Genomic DNA, 18,907 nt, shown 5'->3' with positions numbered 1-18,907 from the left:
ATTTTATTTTTTTATTTCTTTATTTTATAACTTGTTTTATTTTTTGTTTTTTATCTTCTTTATTTTGCTCCAGTTGCCATATACTTTTTTACCATTAATAACTTCATATGCTCTTACTTTAACATAGTAAGTTTTATTTGGTTTAAGCTTTCTTACAACTACATTAACTTTCTTAGAAGTTATCTTAATAACTTTCTTTCCGGCAAATTTGTTATTTCTAGCAACTAAAACTTCATAGCCTTTTGCTTTCTTAACTTTTCTTAACTTAATTGCTACTTTCTTAGCTGATTTTTTCTTTACTGCCTTTTTAATTTTTACAGTCTTAACTGCTTTTGTTGTAGCATTTGTTGTTGTAGTTACAGTTTCTGTTGTCTGACTTGCTGTAGTAGAAACATTTGTTATGTCTTTAGCAGTTGTACTTTCCATAACTTTTTTTGTTGTTGTCTCGTCTGTTGTACTTTCCACAACCTCTGTTGTTGTTTCTACAGTAGATTCCTCTGTTGTTTCCTCTTCAATTTCAACTTCAACTGTGTAACCTTCTGTTTCAAATCCATTAAGTTCTGAAGTAATCTTAATCGTATGTTTTCCTGCTTTATCAAATGTATATGTCAAAGTTGTTGCTGCCGGATATTTGTTGTATAACTCTCCATCAACATATACATTGTAAATCTGGCCTAATCTTATCTGTTCTAAGCTCTGTCTCCACATAACTGTCACTTCATTTTTATTCTTTTTAGCAATTGCAACACCTTTTACTTCTAATGGTTTTGCCCACTCTACATTTATTGTTGCCTGCTGCATTAATATTGGAGTGTTGTCTTTATCATCAACATATGCTGTAACAATATATTTTCCTTCCTTATCAATGTTTACTGTTGCATTACCATTTTCGTCAGTAACTGCTCCATCGATTGGTGTAATTTCACCTGTTTTAACATCAACAATTCCAATCTTTGCACCTTTAACAGCATGTGTATTTGCCTCAATAACTGACTGTTCACATGCACCATACCATGCATAATTATATCCACTTACTGATACATTAAATGTTTTATCTGTTGTTGTGCTGTCTGTATCAAGCTTAATTGTTGATAAATCATCTGAATATCCTGCATCCTGAAGGAAATAGAAATCAACTACATCATTGTCTGCTGTTTTAGCCTGGTCTACTGTATATCCTGTGTAATATCCATTTACTAATTCATCATTATGTGGATATTTTCCATTAATTGAATACATAAATGTTGAAGCATCTTTTCCAAATGTCTTTGAAACAAATGTACCATACTGGCTTGTACTAAAATCAATGTAATCTTTTGCTGTTGAAGTTGTGAATTTATCTCCGTATACATATTCATGTGCTGCAACGAGAACATCGAGAGCTGATACTCCATCTTTTACTGCATCTGTATAGCCATATCTTTCAGCTAAATATCCATTAACTTCTACTGTCTTTGAAGCTACGATAAATTTGTTATTAGCCTGAGCATTTACCGTAACATTTACATTTTCATTTTCTAATATGCACTTATCAAAGTTTTCATTAGAAATATCTGAAATTGCATTTATTTTTTCTTCTGTAGTCTTACTGTTATCCATAAGTAACTGTGCATACTTAGAAGTAATTTCTACAATTTCATTTTTAGCATCTTCGCTACAATCATTTAACTCTTTTCCTGTTGCATATTTGTAAAGTACTTCATTGCAATCATCTGATGCATAGCTATCTGTTACTGTTGCATATGTAGCATTTACTTTACCGCATACAACTTTATCTTTTGAAACACCGTAACAGTTTGTTACTTTTCCTCTTGTTATTGAACCAATTATTGAGCCTAATGTATCACCTGTTGCAGCACTTGAAACTGTTCCAAGAGAGATACAGTTATTTACTGATGAATCTACAGAACCATTTGCATAACCAACAATTCCACCAATCATTAAACCTGTTTTGCTTTCAATATTTGCTGTATTGATACAATTTTTAACAACTGCACTTGTTGTAATTTCACTTGCGATTCCACCTGCATAACCTGCTGTTGAAATAACATTTCCTTCATTTACACAATTTTCAACTGTGCCATTTGTATTACCTACAATACCACCTGTGTATCTGTTTCCTGAAATAGTTCCTTTGTTCTTTGAGTTTTTAATTACTGTTCCTTTTGTATATCCACAAATACCACCAATGTAACTCCAGTTTCCTTTTACGTAGTCTTTAATTTCAACATTTACATCTGCTGTTACATTATTAATTTCTGTATTTGAAGCATATCCTACAATACCACCTGTATTTGCGTTTATTACACTCATTGTAGATAGAGCTGTAATTGCAACATCACCTTCTACTGTAAGATTTTTTAATTTTGCACCATTTGTATATGCAAATAATCCACCATAAACTGTTGATGCATTAATTGCTGTTTTATCAATTCTTAAGTTGTATATCTTATGATTATCACCATCAAATGTTCCACCGTAATATACATATGCAGAACTTGAAGTATAATAACTAATCTGTGGGAAATTGTATCCGGCAAGATCAATATCCTTTGTTAATTTTGCATTTAATGCTGATGTTGTCTTTGCTGTTGATGAATTTACTTCATTAGCAAACCATGCAAGTTCTGAACCTGTTCCAATTAAATATGTACCTTCTTCATCCATCTGTGGTTCTGTGAATGTTTTTCCATCCCATGCATTTTCATCAGCTTTCTTTAACACAATAGTTATTGTTGTTTTCCCGTCAGTTACCTCTGTCTTTGAACCTAAAGTAAATGTTCCATATTTTGCTACATATCCCGGTGCACTAATGCTGTAACTATATTTTGCATATCCAAGAGCACTGAAATCTTCAACTGTTTCGTTTGTATTTTTATTTACTACAGATAAGTCATAGTCTTTAATTTCATTTCCCTGTTCATCTGTTACATTAACATTAACTCCATAAGTTACCTTTCTATTTACAGGAATAGAGAAATCTGAAATTGTTGAATGCTGTCCTGTAACAATTACTGCGTTAAAGCATGTTCCAACACCTGCATCTGTTAATGTATACATATACTTCCATGCATCTGCATAGCTGTACATTGACTGTAAGTTAATGTATCCGTTTGAAATTGTATAATCTGTCTGTTCCTGTCCATCTTCAAATGTTAAATCAGAAGGTATTGTAACTTCTAATGAACCACTATCAGCAACCTGATACTGTGAAATCTGACCTGTTAACTTAGTACCATCCGGTGTATTTCCTACTATCTGTAATACTACCGGATTGAAAATACCTGAAACCTTTGGAATCGATCTGTAAAGCCCGTCAAATATTATTTTAACCTTATCTCCCGGCATAATTTTTTCTCCGGGATTTGACATGTTTTCATAATTCATCTGAACTTTAGCAGCTCTTACAACCTGATATCCTACAGAACCATTCTTTGATGTAACTTTTATAATGTTATTTCCTTCTTTAAGGTTTACATCATATGTTCCATTTTCATTTGATTCAACTGCTGTTCCATCTTCAAAACTACTATGTAAGTCATCTGTTGTTTTTACCGGAATAACTTCAACTTTATCAATTCCACTTGAAGCATATGGTGCAATGTTCATACTTCCTTCTTTTCCATTAAAGAAGAATGTGTCATAATTCCAGCACCAGTCTTTTCCATTTACATTTTTTACTCCTATATCAGAAATGTCTGATTTTTCATTTCCGACATGGATTATTGCTATACCTGTTCTCTTTGGAGATATTGCAGGGTAAAATCCTCCGCTTGATGTACCATCAACATCTATAGCATTATAGGTAACTGCAATTACGGCTGTTCCTGCTTTAACACCTTTAATATCTAACCAGTTTCCTTTTCCGTTAGTTCTATTATCTTCTACTTCTTCTATATCAATATTATCTGCACCTGATAAAATTTCATAATTAAAATCAGGTTCAATCATTATATTTCCTGCATCACTATTAATAATTTCCCATACTCTGTAAGCTCTGAGTCTAAATGTTTCATCAACGTCAATGTTCTTAACATTCTTATCACTTACATTCATAATTAAGTTTGCTTCATCTCTTGTTAATACTCTGCTGTCTAAGCCACTGAAATCATGACTTGTAACATCTTTTCTATCCAAATCAACTGAAAATGTTGCTGATTGTTCGCTTCCAAGGCTCATATATCCTGCCTTAGTTACATATCCATCTTTAGATACACGATATGAATAATTTCCATTTGACTTTGGAACATAGAAATACCATGTTACTGTTCCATCTGAATTAGTTTTTTGCTTATAACTTTCAATTTCTTTATCCCTAAAGTTGTTCATCTGGAAATATACCTGTGCTTTCGCTTCATCAGGTACTGTAATAGCTGATGTAATTCTTGAAACAACTGAAGGTGACCATGAAAATGTTGAATAACCTTTTTGTACTGTACCGTTAATTCCATATCCATAAGTAAGATCATATTCTTCTGCTATGTCTTTATTTGGATATGCAAAATAATTGTAAAGGCATGCATTTCCCTGAGCTACAAGCATATATGGATAGTATGTAATGCCTGCATTTACATATGGTGTACCAGGTGTAGCTGTACAACTATAATAAGGGCAAACAACTTCTGTAGTATACTGGTCCGCTGTTAAATAATTATTTCCGTCATACTTTGTTCTTGAACTTACATTTGTACATCTGATATATACTGATTTTGAATCATATCCTGACTGAGTTACATTAGATGACATTGGAACGTTAACGCACATACCGCCTAATGGATTTGTATACTCTTGTGTACTTTCATCATATCCAAATGCTCTGTATGAATATGTTCCACCATTTAATGAAGCTGTATATACTCTATACTGTCCACTTGAATCAATATTTCCTCCTTCAAGTTCAATTTCATCTGATTCATCAAATTCATCGTAACCTGTTTCATCATTCTGTCCTAATGTTTTGTATAATTTAATTTCAGGATTCTTATTTGCTCCTGCATTGTCTCTTCCAACATAAAATGTCATATCATATGTTGTTTCTTCCGGATCCTGTACTGTTAAATTAACTGTATAAGTTGCCTCTGAAAGTAATCCTGTTGTTTTACAATAAGCTTTCCAACTATACTTATATTTTCCCGGAGTGCTTTCTGTAACTGCATATTCCGGAAGACTACTTGCGAATCCGATAGTGATTTCTTCATATTTTGAAGGTTCTGACCATGTTTCACTTTCTTCATCGTAAACACTTCTGCTTACATAATAAAGCATTCCATGTTTTTCGCTGTCAGTGAATTTGTCCCCTAAATATGGCTTATATCCATTATAGATATAAGTTGTCTCATTCACTTCTTCCTTTACACCATCGCTTAATGTAATGCATGGTGCTTTTTCTTCTGCTCTTGCAATTGTGACATCATTAAGTGTCATACCGGCAATCATTGTTATTGCCAATAAAAATGCAAGAATTTTCTTTCCCACTTGTTTCATCTCTTCTCTCCTTTGTTTTTTTAGTCCCATATTTTTGCTGTGAGACTTGCCATAATTAGTGAAAGTAAAACTTACCTGATAGCTCAAACATCATCCACATTTTATTTATCGCCTGCTCTGTTTTTACTTTTTTGCCGAAACATAATTATATATATCAAACACGTTGTTTTTCTTATTTTGCTGCACCGTTTATTGTAAATAAAAAAGTAAAACTCGCCTAATGGCTCAAACATTACTTTTTTATTTACCACCCGCTTTTTTTCACTTTTTGATAAAAACATAATTATATATATCAAACACGTTGTTTTTCTTATTTTGCTGCGCCGTTTATTGTAAATAAAAAAGTAAAACTCGCCTGATGGCTCAAACATTACTTTTTTATTTACACTATGCTCGCAATATTGCGAAAAACTTCCTATCGTTTGCTACATATAATTATGTTCCATCAAAAAGTCACAAATATTAGCAACGATAAATAAATAACTTTGTATCAGTAATGGTAATTTTTATTTCATTAACTATGGCAAATTTCACAATTTAAACCAAAAGTTATACTTTTATACATCTTCGCCATAGCTGCAAATTCCATGCACGTGTAATCTGCAGTTATGGCTACTTATGTATAATTTAACGTTTTATAGATTTTACGGCTGAATATTTTCCGTATATCTTCTTTTTGTCTACTGTTCTGAAACCTCTGATTTTGTAATAATACTTTTTGTTTCTTTTTACTTTTCTGTCTATATATGTTGTCTTCTTATTCGAAGTTATTGTTTTTATTATTTTGAATTTTTTACTCTTTCCTTCTTTTCTGTAGACAACATATCCACTAAAGTTTTTATTTCTGTTCCATTTTATTTTTAAGTATTTTTTGCCCTGTTTTCTTACCTTAAGTCCGTTTGCTTTTTCAAGTTCTGATTTTGTCTGTACAATGGATTCATTTCCTAAAATTACCCCATCTGCCTTATTTGAAATTCTGATAAAAGGAATAATTTTATATTGATATGTACTACCAACTATTGCCTGTGTATCTTCGTATCCTGTTTCTTTAAAGTTTGCAATTTCCTTATATTCCCCTGTTTTATTATCTAACTTATAAAGCAGGTATCCGTCTGCATAACTTAAGTTATTCCAACTTAAATTTATTTTCTGGAATCCTTTATTGTTTCCGGTAAATCCAAGTGAATTTGAATCCAAATATTCTTTTGCAATTCTTCTGAATACATTTTCAGCATCAATTAACTTTTGGTAGTTAGTTACAAATTTTTCAAGTGAACTATCAAGCTGGTCATATGCATTTCTTGCATCAATTATTGCCTGCTTTGAATCAAGAGTTATAACATCACCTATACCGTTTATTTTATTTACGACATCTGCTGCTTTTTCTTCACCTTCTTTGTCTGTAACGGTAATGTTTACAGTGTCTATTAATGGATCAAATTTGCCGTAAGTAGAAAGTTCATCATTATAAAGTACATAATTAAATGAAACTTCCACATCAGACATCACTGACGTCAGTGCTCTATCATCAACAGTTACATATTTAGTAACATTTCTTGTTTTTCCATTTGAATAAAAAGCTGTAACTTCCATTCCGCTAGGGTCAAATTTTTCGCCTACTTTATATTCAAGTTTATCCGGCTGTTTTGTTACCTGTATTTTTGTTATTTTGCTTCCAAGTGCCATCATGTATGCTGAGTCGTTTTTAAAATACATTGTTCCATAATCATCCGAAATCAAACTGCAGATTGCATAATTTGCCTGAGCACCTTTTGGTGAAAACAGAACGTTATAATCATTTTCATCCTCGTACTCACTATCTCTTGTAATTATTGCTTTGGTCTGTCCCGGTTTATCTTTAAGTACTCTTATTTTTCCCGGCTCATAATTATCTATAAAGTATACATATGTATATCCGTCTTCTGACTCATATCCTGTCGTTGCAAGACCACTTGTCTGAGGATAGCCTCTTGTGCTTAAGTTATATGCAACACTCATATCATCCAGATTTACAACTGCAATATGATGTCCTGAATTAACTCCGAACTGTTCTTTTCCTTTAACTCCAACATAAGCCCTTTTATTGCAAATAACAGGAGTTGAAGTGCTTGAACTTCCCATATCAAGTTTTTTCACTTCTTCAATTGTTCCATCTGAATCAATTTTTGCTGAACAGAAATCTCCACCTTTTGATGTGAAATAAAATCTTTCTGTTTCTTTATCAAAACTAACACTACATCTAATATCGCCTCTTACATCATCATATTTTGATATAAGATTGCCTGTTAACGAATCAAGAACTATCAATGAACCTTTACCTTCTTCATCCGCTTTCGCTCCATCATCTGTTCCTACTACAAGATATTTGTCACATACATAACTTCCTGCCCAGTAAAATCCACCTTTTGATGTATATGTCCAGCTCGCTGTCTTTTTTTCTGTTTTGTCATTTACATCTTCATCTGTAACTGACAAACAAACATAATTTGCATTTCCTGTCTCACCATTCCAAAATCCTGTATAAATATATCCGTTGTGATAGGTAATCGGTGAATTTGGCTGACCATATAATGGGTCTTCATAAACCCATAAGGATTCTAATGTATCTGCATTAAATGCCTGTATTGCTCCACTTGCAAGAGCAACAAATATCATTCCGTCTGCATATGTTGGAGGTGTAATATTAAAAGCTGAGGTTCTTATCATGTTTCCACTTTTAATTACTTTTCCTGTTATGGTATCTACCTTTACAATCGATGTCGCTGTAGTATATACCAAATCATCTCCAACAAGAATCGGCGAACTTGGTGCCCCGCTTCCAAATCCCGTACCAACTTTTTCTGCCCAATAAAGCATAGAATTTGTATAGTCAGTAGGTATTAGTGCTTTTGTCACACCATTATTTTCATCATTGCCTCTGAAATTACTCCATATAGAAGTAATTCCTTTATTTATTGCATTATTAACATCAGCTTCTTTTAGTGTTGCATCTATATTAGTATTTGCTCCTGCAACAAAGCTTCCACTTACAGATTTATATCCGTATTTAGTAACGACATAAGTATATTTTTCACCTTCAAGCAAATTTTCTGCCGTAAACTGCGTATCAACAACATTTTTACCTGCTATAATTTCTCCATCACTATTTTTTATCTGAATAATACTTCCGTTCGTTAATTTAAAATCTGTATTAGCAAGATTTATTTTTGCAATTTTAATTATGTAAGTCGAATAACTGCACTCATCTTTTTTAGCACTAATCTTTATTCCATCTATTTCTGTGCTAATATCAATCTTACTGTTTCCATCAACAGGTTCGTCATTTACATATATGTTGTAATTTTCATCATATGGAACTATCTGTGTTTCTATCTTTTCCAAATTTTTCGGAATGCTTATTTCATATTCGTAAGTATCCCTGTTGAATTCAGGTTGTATGGAAATATTTCTGCCTGTTTTTTCATTTGCAAATGTAATACCTTTTAATGTTGTCTGTCTTTTTATATTGAATGTGTATTTTTCTACAACTTTGCTATAAGCTGCTGTTAATACAAATTTATTATCAACAGTTCCTTTTTCAATGATTTTTCCCAGTTTCTTTCCCAGTTCATCATTTCCACTGATAATTATTTCTTTGCTTTCACCATTTGTATCCGTATAGTTAGCTTTAATTTCTGTTCCATCAGGTACACTTTCTTCTAATCCCACCTTTACGCATACTGAATCTTCATAATCGGGAACCGTAATTGTATATTCTTTTGTATTTGCATCAAATGGTGCATCAAACTTATAAGATTTCGAATTATCTGAAATGCCATTACTTATTTCAATGTTTTTTATTAATCTGCCGTCATATTCTCCAGGATGATTTTCTGTTGTTTCTTCTGATACATTTTCTCCGGAAACATTGATTACTGCAATTGGTGGTGCAACGCATGCATTTCCTGAACTCAATTTATAATTTTCATAAGTTGATGTTGATGAAACATAATAAGTTCCGGGTTTGTCAAATGTTAATGTTATCTGTCCATTATCGTCAGTTTCCTGACTTAATTCTTTCCAATTATCATTGTTATAATCCGACACCGCCTGCAAAGCATTACAGTACACTACTTTTTCACCGGGCATCGCTTCACCTACGAAAGATGAATTACCATCATTTGCTGCATTTGTTGCAGTTCCCCTCATTGTCAAAGTTATGTTTTCATTTGTATGTATGTCAAAAATTCCGGGATTTGTACACTTTGTGCTTTCACTTGTAAAAAATGAAAATGCACCCGTGTGATAGAAATCCCAATCAGAAAACATTGCCACATCGATTTCCATTCCATCTTCAAGTAAAATATAGTCAGATGTTGACCCCCATCCTGCTGCCTGAAGCGGATATTCGTGATTAACATAATACATTAAGTTTTCATCATGTCCCCAAAATCTTGTCATATATAAACTTGTTGCAGAACCGGAAATACTCATTGCATCCTGTAATCTGTCATTTACTACAAATTTTTCTCCTTTTCCAAGATAATACTTTTCAAGCATTTTAATGAAAAGATGAAGTAATGTCGGTCTTTCTACAATTTTATCACTATTGTATCTTCCACCTTCTTCAAATGAATCTGCTTCATATCTGTAGTAATCCTCCATACCATATTCAGCTAAGTCAAAATAACTTATAGTCACAGGAATATGGCACAAAACAGTTTCATTATCATCATTTCCCGTTACAAATTTTCCATCTTCACTCAATGTAAAATAAACTGTAACGGTACCTTTCTCTTCTGTTTCTCCATATACAGTAATTAGACTTCCACAATTAGCAAAACATGTGGTTATTACAATTATTAAACTTAAAATCCATCCATAAATTCTTTTTTTCATTTCGTTCTCACTCATTTTACTTTATATGTTTTTTCATAAACTATTTGCTACTATCTTATATTTCTCTTATTTTGCATTTAAACATTATTTAAGGCTTCCATATTTATAAACAAATTTCCATTTAAATTTCTGCCATTTGCTAAGTTTCAGGAAAATATCTTTTCTAACATTTTCACAGTAATATTTCATTTGATTTACCTGCTCCTTAGTACAAGTCTTGTTGCTATATCTTGCCTTTTGATATAATGTCATCATTTCCAAATATCCTGCTTCACACTCACTCTCATAAGCCTTTAGAAATTCTTCATATTTTTCTAAATTCTTAAATCTATTAGTTTTATCAATGATAAAGTATGCATTCATAAGATATGAAAATAAATTCATTATTGCCTTATTTGTATTGGCATTGTTGTTATCCTGTTTTATATTTTTTCTGATAAAATATAATCTTATTTCATAGATAACAGCCGTAATAATTGCAATTGCTAATAAACTGCAAATAATCCATATCAGGTAATTTAATTCAGATTTATTTTTATCATTATCATCATTTTTTTCTTTTTCAGGTTCTTCACCATTATAATTATCTCTGTCTATTTCCTGACTAATCTGCCTGTTATCATTTGTTTCATTCTCCAAGCCCGATGTAAAGCTGTCATTCATTCCCATCAAATCCATATATGATTTAATAGTTTCAAATGGAATCCATCCAACACCATCCTGATAATATTCTGCCCAACAATGAAAATTATTCTTAGGTATGTTAATAGTGCTGTTATCATCAGCATCTTTCACATCATCCTGCGTAATAAGATATCCTTCAACATACCTTGCCGGTATTCCAAAGTATCTGAACATTAAAACTGTTGCCGTGGCATAATCCTTGTCATTACCCACTTTTTCAACTTCCATAAATTCATTTACGAAGTTTCCATAATCATTTATCCCCTGAAACTTTTTACTATATTTAATATTTTTATTTAAATAATTTAGTATCTCTGATTTCGCGTAACTGTATGAATCATGATTATCATTATCTTTTTTCAAATATGTACCAAGTATTTCCTTTTGCTTTACTGTCAAATCCAAATATGTTTTATATACAAATTCATTATAGTAATTTTCGTTTTTTAAATACTTTGTCGGCTTATCTCCATTATTTTTAAGATTTTCCACAATATCCGAATAATTAGTCACTATGTTATCTGACACATCAAGTTCATATTTTCTTGTGCCATATAAGCCTTTTGACAGAAGCTTTTCATCTCCTATTTCATCTTTATCTGTTAACCCATCATTATCTGAAACATATTCATATGGTGAATAAATGTATTTCGAAGATGCCCCTAAAACATTAATAGTCATCTTGTTTATATCAATTTCACTATTGCCCTCGCTTTTTGCATTAAACAATTGTGTCTGCCCATAAAAATTTTCTTTATGTAACCAGAAGAATAAATCTGCATACTTGTACATTTTCTTTTTATCTGTTTCATTCCAACCGTTTTGCGAAAAATCCCCTGCCACTAAGCCTTTCAAATAATAAGACTGTGGCTTTGACATTTTTACTTTCAATGCAATCTTATTTTTCTCTAAATATCTCAAATCATCTGTTTTATGATTTATATTTTGGTTTAAGTTCTCCAACATCTTATCTGTATTAGTCTCATATGATATTGGAACACATAAAATGCTAATAACAAGCATTGAAAAGACTATTAATACTTTACTTTTATTATTTTGTTCAAATGCACTGCTTAATCTTTTTTTATTTAGGCAAATTATATTTGCAAATATTAAAACTGCTGCCATAAGGCAACTTTTTTTACCACCAAACATTCCCTGAATAACTACTGTGACTATTATTCCAATTGCAAATACTGCCTGATTTTCATATTTAATTGCAATATATAAAACAATTGCAATTAAAGCTAATAGTCCTATTAAAAGCAAATCCATTTTAAAGTCAGGATTTAATATGTACTTTTGAGTAATCATTCCATATTTTTTTCCGATTAAATCAGAAATATCATTTAAAATAACTTTCATATTTAATCCAAATGCCGTTATCCTAAACTCTGTCACTTTAAATACAAATCCTGTTATTCCAACCAGAACAATTAATTCCATAATCAAAGCCATCAAAATATCTGTTGATTTTTTATCTTCTTTATTCAGTTTTCTTAAATCAACAGTATTTTGATTTTTCATATTTTAATTGCCCTTCTTTGTTTTAAGTTGTGCGAATTTAATTCATCATCTACAGTAAGCCACGTAACGCCTTTTGCCGCTATATTATGTACATCAGATTTTGTTTCTGCCACTATAACCGTATGTGCTTTTTCAAATGACATTTTTGCTATATAATTCTCATATTCTGATGTCTTGTTTAAGCATTTTCCTGCTGCTAATACTTTAGGTAATCTGCTTACTAAATCCTGTTCACTTCTTATGTTATATGAAATATATTTTTCTTTATCTTCCTGCCACCATCCTATAGTATGAGGAATATTTTCGTTAAAAAGATTCCTACTTAATGATATGAACATTTCTGCTAAAGCATCCGCCATTTCATATTTGGAATTTTCAAATCGGTTGTCAAAAATTAATATGATTGAATCTTCTGCCTCTTTAGCCATTTTTTTAACCATTGGATTTTCATATTTACCTGTTAATTTCCAATGGATATTTTTAATGTTATCTCCAATCTGATATTCCTTAATATCAAATACCTCTCCTGAAACTCCTGCTACATTCTCCATGAATTGCCATGTATCTGACGCTTCCTTTGCATTTGAATTTCCAAGTTCAATATCTTGTGTAATGGTATACGGCATAACATATACCTGCTGACTTTCATTAAAATTTTTCTTAATAGACGCTATTCCCCAAATATCAAATATCTCGATATTTTTCAGTTCTACCTTTATGCATCCACAATATTTAGATTCAAGTTCAAGTGGCATTTCACTTTTCTTTGTTATACCAAGGAACAAATTCTCTTTAACTTTCTTTGTCTCGCTTGTAAGTATGTTCTTTATTTCAAAATTAAAAACCATCTCATTTAATGGAACAGGGTATTTATTGTTTACTATTATTTTTCCTGTAACATTTTTGCCCTTATCCACTACATTTGTGAATTTAAGTTCTGCATTTAAATTCGTAGTTGCTAATTTTGCATAGGCAAATGTAAGTATTCCTGTCAAAATCATAATTATAGGAATTATTAAAAATAATTTCTGCCGCCACACTACTGCTGATATCAGAAATAATAACAGCAGTAAAAAAAATCCTAAGCTCTTTCTATTCATTTTCTACACTTTCTATTATTTCTTTCATTATTTCGTCAGTGTTTACTTCATTAATCATTGACCTTGATTCCACGATTATACGGTGGCTGCATACATCTTTAAAAATATATTGAACATCCTGTGGCACTACATAATCTCTTCCACCAAGCATCGCTTTTGCCTTCGCCATTTTGCAAATTGCCAATGCTCCTCTAGGGCTGATTCCTAATTTTATGAGTTCATGTTCTCTCGTTTTTTCTACAAGCTTACTTATATATTCATAAATTTCATCTGACACATAAATATTCCCCGCCAATTCCTGCAGGTTTATTAATTCATTTTTATTAATAACATGCTTTACTTTGTCTAACGGATTCTCATGATGTCTGTCTTTCATAATTTCTATCAGATTATTCATATCCGGATATCCCATATTAAGTCTAATCATAAATCTGTCTAACTGAGAATTTGGAAGACTTTGTGTTCCAATCCATCCTGTAGGATTTTGAGTTGCAATTACAACAAATGGTTTTTCCACTGTTCTTGTAACTCCATCTACCGTTATCTTTCCTTCTTCCATTACTTCAAGTAACGCAGATTGGGTTTTGCTTGAAGCTCTGTTAATTTCATCTGCAAGCAATAGATTTGTCATTGCACACCCTTCCATATATTGAAATTCGCCACTATTTTTGTTATATACCGAAAATCCTGTTATATCTGATGGAACACTATCGGGTGTAAACTGCATTCTCTTATAATCAAGTCCTAATACTTTACTAAAAGTTAATGCCAATGTAGTTTTTCCTACTCCCGGCACATCTTCTAATAAAATATGTCCTCCGGCTAATATCGCCATTAATACTTTTTCTATGATTTCATCTTTACCTATTACAACCTTTTTAACTTCTGAAACAATATCTTCTATTTTTTTATTCATCTTTAATACCTTTCTTTTGAAAGCCTAGTCGTTTAATATGTAACACTATATTTATCTTTGATACCATAAGAACCGCTTGACGGATTATATCCTCCAATATCCTTTCCATATGCCAAAGTGTATCTAATCTTTATATCATCACCATCTTTTGGCTTATATTCCGACATTCCGTATTCTTTATATTCATCATTAACACTGTACGCCCAACCTGAACCCTGACAGAAATCAAGTTGTCCTAAGCTATCCATGTCATATATGTACTCTCCGGTTGAAGGGTCTATATTAAACTGAAGTCCATCCTCAATGATTTCATCTTTTAATTTCTCATCAATCATCCAGCCTCTTAAAATTCCCGGTCTTGATATAGTTTCAAGATAAAATCCTTTATCCACTGTTCCGCTGTTTGTATATGAGAATCCGCTTTTCTCTATAGCACGTTCAAATATATCTGCTGCGTTATCTCCATAATAAATATCTACTGTTTTAGGTCTTAATAGGACTCCTAAATGAATAACCTTCGCATCGATGCTTACTGTTGCCGTACCAATAACGGTTCCTTCATCTATATATGTACATTTTAATTTGTAACTATATTCCTTATACCTTCCATCGCTGTCTGTTATCTTAACTTCAAGGCTATTGTCTCCATTTTGCAAATTAAGCAAATATCCAACATAATTAGCAGACCATCTGTACTGAATTTTCTTTCCATTTAATTTAACTTCAATTCCGTCATAATAAATTTTATTTTTCTTATAGTCCATTGCCCCAATGTATAAGGTAAAACTCTCGCCCTTAACCTCCATTCCATCAGTGACATTTATATATGAAATAACCGGTTCAGTATCTTTTGTAGCCAACGGAACATATTTAATTGTAAAGGTTTTATTCAAGGATACATTTCCTGAATCTGTTGCCTTAAGTCTAATGGTGTTATTACCAATTTTTAAACCGGAAGTATATGCTCCTTCATTTCCTGTAATTATGTTTCCATTAACAATTACAGATAATTTCGCCTTATCTGTTCCATTTCTTATAACTGCCTGAAATTCAATATTTTCTGCATTAACTGTTTTATTTTCCAAATCGGTTTCAATTCCAAAACCATCCTCATATTCAAGAGTTATTTCATACTTTTTTGTAATCGAATATTTATCATATTCAGCTTTTGCGACTATTGTGTTTTTTCCTTTTTTTAAAATTACAGAATATTTGCCATCTTTTCCCGTTATATTTTTACCATTTAACGATACCTTTACATCTGCATCATTTTCACCCATTTTTGCCTGCAAATTAAATTTGAAAAACGGATTGTTTACAGTCTGGTCCTTCAAATCTGTTGATATAAACAAATTGCCTGTATCTACATTTACCGTATATTTTTTCTTTGCAATAATTTCACGACCGTCATCTCTTCTGTAATTAACCACTATTTCTATAGTATTGGTTCCTTCCTTAAGAATAACTCTGCCATCAAAATTATTTATCTGCTCATCATTCACATACACTAACTGTTGTTCTACCGTAAGACTTTCAACTAAATGTGTAATCGTAAATGCATATTCATATGTAGAAATTGTTTCTCCATCTATAATTGAAGTTGTAAAATATAGGGTTTCTGTTTTTTGATTTACTTTATCCACAAAAGATTTACCTTTGCTTTTATTGAATTTTCCTTCATCTGCGGATTCTTTTCCATTTCCTGATTTGTTAGAAGTGCTTTTAAGATTTACATTTCCATTGCCATTTCCATCTGTTTCATTATTAGTCTCTTCACTGTTGTCATTACTGTCATTATTTTCTTCATTATCTTCGTTATCTGAATTTTGCAAATTAGAATAATCATTAAATTCATCTACCTGCAAGCCATCGTTTTCATACACTTTAGATGCCTTTGCCTTATTATTCATTGGGTTTACCGGTGTATCCCCCTTGTGATACCGAATCCCCCACGTTCCTATGATTAAAGCCATGGCAGTAAGTATAACTATTATTCTATTAATAATCCGTTTATTATTTTTCACCATAGCCTCTCCTAATTTTTCTCTTTAAAAAATGGCAACAAAAAAAACACATCCTCCTCACCCGGAAAATATATTTAAACCGCATATATGGCAGGTCTCCTGACTCAGCTTCATCCTTAAAAGCGCCTTCCCGGTTTCCCAGTGACATATTGCTTTCTCGTCTGCATTACAGTAGTGGTGACTGCTTCGGGTTCTAACCGAATTCCCTATTAATCGACACGAATATAATTCTGTCAAACCATATACTGATATGAAATTTAAATCGTATTAATGATAGCATTATTATTTATATAATGCAATTCTTTTGTATTGTTAATTAGCAAAAGAGTGACTATTTTGGTCACTCTTTTACTCTTAATATACCGTATAGTCTATAATTGAACCTTTGTAGTTTGCTTTATACACATATACATAATTGTTTATACTTTACCTCAACTCCTTCAAATGGTCTAAATTATTAACTATAGTGTCGTGCTTGAACATTGTACATATTAAAGTATAAACCTTTTTCGTTTTCCATTAATTCCTCATGGCTTCCCTCTTCAACTACTAAACCATTCTCCAAGACTATTATTCTATCGCAGAATCTGCATGATGATAGTCTGTGAGAAATGTAAATTGCTGTTTTCCCATGAACCAGTTTGTCAAAGTTCTTGTAAACTTCGTATTCAGAAATAGGATCAAGTGCTGCCGTAGGTTCGTCAAGAACAACTATAGGTGCATTCTTATACAATGCTCTTGCAATAGCAAGTTTCTGAGCCTGACCGCCTGATGGTTCAACACCGTTTTCCACAAACATTTTATAAATATGTGTGGAATCTTTTTCTTCAAGGCTGTTAATCCAATCCTCAATTCCTGCAATCTTGTATATTTCATCTAAATCAACTTTTTTATCCTCAAAAACTGTTACGTTTTCCTTAATTGTAAAGGCAAAAAGTCTGAAATCCTGAAATACTACAGACAACAATCTTATATATTCCCTAAAGCTGTACTCTCCGGCTTCCCTGCCATTTATTAATATTTTTCCTTCGTAATTATCGTATAAATGACATAGTAACTTTATGAAGGTTGTCTTTCCGGCACCATTTTGTCCTACAATGGCAACATGTTCTCCTGCCTTAATTGTTGCAGACACGTTTTTAAGAATATACTTTTCTGTGTTTGGATATTTAAAACTTACATCCTTAAATTCAATTTCACACTTATCAAAGTTTGCCAAAATATCTTCTGTTTCTTCTAAAGTTATATTGTCTGACAATCCGTTTTCCGCTGCTGAACTATCAAATTCATTGTCTTCAACAGCTACACTTTCAACAAAATCAATATAGAACTTTAAAACTGAAGATGTATAATTCATTTCAAGATATGAATTAACTATGTTTCTAATTGCACTTGCAAACTCGCCTGTAGCCTGAAATAAACTTGAAAACTCGCCAATGGAAATGGTTTTGTTAAAAATATTTACCACCAGCAATATATAAATGGTCATATCACTTACAGAATAAAATATATTATTTACATTCCAATATTTCAAGAATCCCATGAAATATTTTTTACTTGTATCATATATTCTGTCCACATAGCCGTCATATTTCTTTTCAAATATTTCTGACGCGTCATAAAGACGAATGTCCTTTGCATATCTGCTTTCCTGCAATTCAGTATTAAAATATGTACTGCCTCTTTCCACATTGCTCATTTCTTTGAAGAACTTACGTCTGCCCTTGTTTACTTTCGATGTGGTATAAGAGTTTACCGCAAAAGAAATAATTACAGGAATCATTAACCAAGGAATTCTTGCACAAACAAGAACCACAACTCCAAGTGCTACAAAGAACTTAGTGATAATGTTTGCCAGTGCTGTAATAAGACCATTAACCTGTCCTGTTTCATTTAATGCTCTTTCCGCATTTTTAATAATATCTAAAACATCTGTGTCCTCTGTATTTTTAAACTTCATTTTAATGCAGTTCATACATAAATTGGTTTTAAATATTCTGTCAAACTTTTCGCCAATTCTTGATATGTTTTCTCCTGTCCACTTCTTAAGGTTTGAACAAATAAAACTTCCAATACAAATAAAAGCTACCCAAAACACAATCCAAAACATATTTCTCTTAGATTCATCTGCAATTTCATCAATAAGATACTGGGTTCCAAGAATTGTTACAAAGGGAGACAGTGAATTTACAATTATGTTTAAAATAAGAAAAGCATAATATTTCTTGTCATTCTGCCACGCAAATTTTCCAAAAAACTTAAAGCAACGGATATTATCTTTATTATTTTTCATA

7 protein-coding genes and 1 riboswitch are annotated in these 18,907 nt (G+C 31.8%); all 7 genes read right to left on the bottom strand.

Annotated elements, in window-relative coordinates; translation table 11 throughout:
• Nucleotides 1–36 precede the first annotated feature (36 nt).
• The 7 genes from DWX29_RS03705 to DWX29_RS03675 all read right to left on the bottom strand — a co-directional run bounded on the left by DWX29_RS03705 (nt 37) and on the right by DWX29_RS03675 (nt 18,906).
• Nucleotides 37–5,484: a hypothetical protein gene (locus tag DWX29_RS03705; protein ID WP_118565209.1), complete on the bottom strand. Its 5,448-nt coding sequence runs from the start codon at nt 5,482–5,484 to the stop codon at nt 37–39.
• Between the two features lie 627 nt (nt 5,485–6,111).
• Nucleotides 6,112–10,362 (bottom strand): cadherin-like beta sandwich domain-containing protein, encoded by a 4,251-nt coding sequence (locus tag DWX29_RS03700; protein WP_158574492.1) that lies wholly within the window; start codon nt 10,360–10,362, stop codon nt 6,112–6,114.
• An 84-nt stretch (nt 10,363–10,446) separates the two neighbouring features.
• Nucleotides 10,447–12,573, bottom strand: a complete 2,127-nt coding sequence (locus DWX29_RS03695; RefSeq protein WP_118565207.1) for a transglutaminase-like domain-containing protein — start codon at nt 12,571–12,573, stop codon at nt 10,447–10,449.
• Nucleotides 12,570–13,673, bottom strand: a complete 1,104-nt coding sequence (locus DWX29_RS03690) for a DUF58 domain-containing protein (protein WP_118565206.1) — start codon at nt 13,671–13,673, stop codon at nt 12,570–12,572. The genes DWX29_RS03695 and DWX29_RS03690 overlap by 4 nt, the downstream gene beginning before the upstream one ends.
• Nucleotides 13,666–14,589 carry a MoxR family ATPase gene (locus tag DWX29_RS03685; RefSeq protein WP_022087965.1) on the bottom strand — a complete coding sequence of 308 codons (924 nt, stop codon included), beginning with the start codon at nt 14,587–14,589 and terminating at the stop codon, nt 13,666–13,668. Before DWX29_RS03685 ends, DWX29_RS03690 begins: the two co-directional genes overlap by 8 nt.
• Nucleotides 14,590–14,621: 32 nt before the next feature.
• The gene (locus tag DWX29_RS03680) at nt 14,622–16,616 is read right to left on the bottom strand and encodes a DUF4430 domain-containing protein (protein WP_118565205.1); all 1,995 of its coding nucleotides are present in this window, start codon (nt 16,614–16,616) and stop codon (nt 14,622–14,624) included.
• Nucleotides 16,617–16,684: 68 nt separating this feature from the next.
• Nucleotides 16,685–16,871, bottom strand: a riboswitch (cobalamin riboswitch).
• Between the two features lie 199 nt (nt 16,872–17,070).
• A complete protein-coding gene (locus DWX29_RS03675; RefSeq protein WP_118565204.1) occupies nt 17,071–18,906 on the bottom strand; it encodes an ABC transporter ATP-binding protein in 1,836 nt (611 codons plus the stop codon).
• Nucleotide 18,907 lies beyond the last annotated feature (1 nt).

Source organism: Eubacterium sp. AF19-12LB (genome assembly GCF_003479125.1).
GTDB classification, from domain to species: domain Bacteria; phylum Bacillota; class Clostridia; order Lachnospirales; family Lachnospiraceae; genus Eubacterium_U; species Eubacterium_U album.
Note: the sequence above shows the minus strand (reverse complement) of the source record. Positions and strands in the feature narration are given on the sequence as shown.

Bases quoted from the DNA above. Each gene is read 5' to 3' on its own strand.
- DWX29_RS03705 (WP_118565209.1), bottom strand. From the start codon at position 5,484: ATGAAACAAGTGGGAAAGAAAATTCTTGCATTTTTATTGGCAATAACA.
- DWX29_RS03700 (WP_158574492.1), bottom strand. From the start codon at position 10,362: ATGAAAAAAAGAATTTATGGATGGATTTTAAGTTTAATAATTGTAATA.
- DWX29_RS03695 (WP_118565207.1), bottom strand. From the start codon at position 12,573: ATGAAAAATCAAAATACTGTTGATTTAAGAAAACTGAATAAAGAAGAT.
- DWX29_RS03690 (WP_118565206.1), bottom strand. From the start codon at position 13,673: ATGAATAGAAAGAGCTTAGGATTTTTTTTACTGCTGTTATTATTTCTG.
- DWX29_RS03685 (WP_022087965.1), bottom strand. From the start codon at position 14,589: ATGAATAAAAAAATAGAAGATATTGTTTCAGAAGTTAAAAAGGTTGTA.
- DWX29_RS03680 (WP_118565205.1), bottom strand. From the start codon at position 16,616: ATGGTGAAAAATAATAAACGGATTATTAATAGAATAATAGTTATACTT.
- DWX29_RS03675 (WP_118565204.1), bottom strand. From the start codon at position 18,906: ATGAAAAATAATAAAGATAATATCCGTTGCTTTAAGTTTTTTGGAAAA.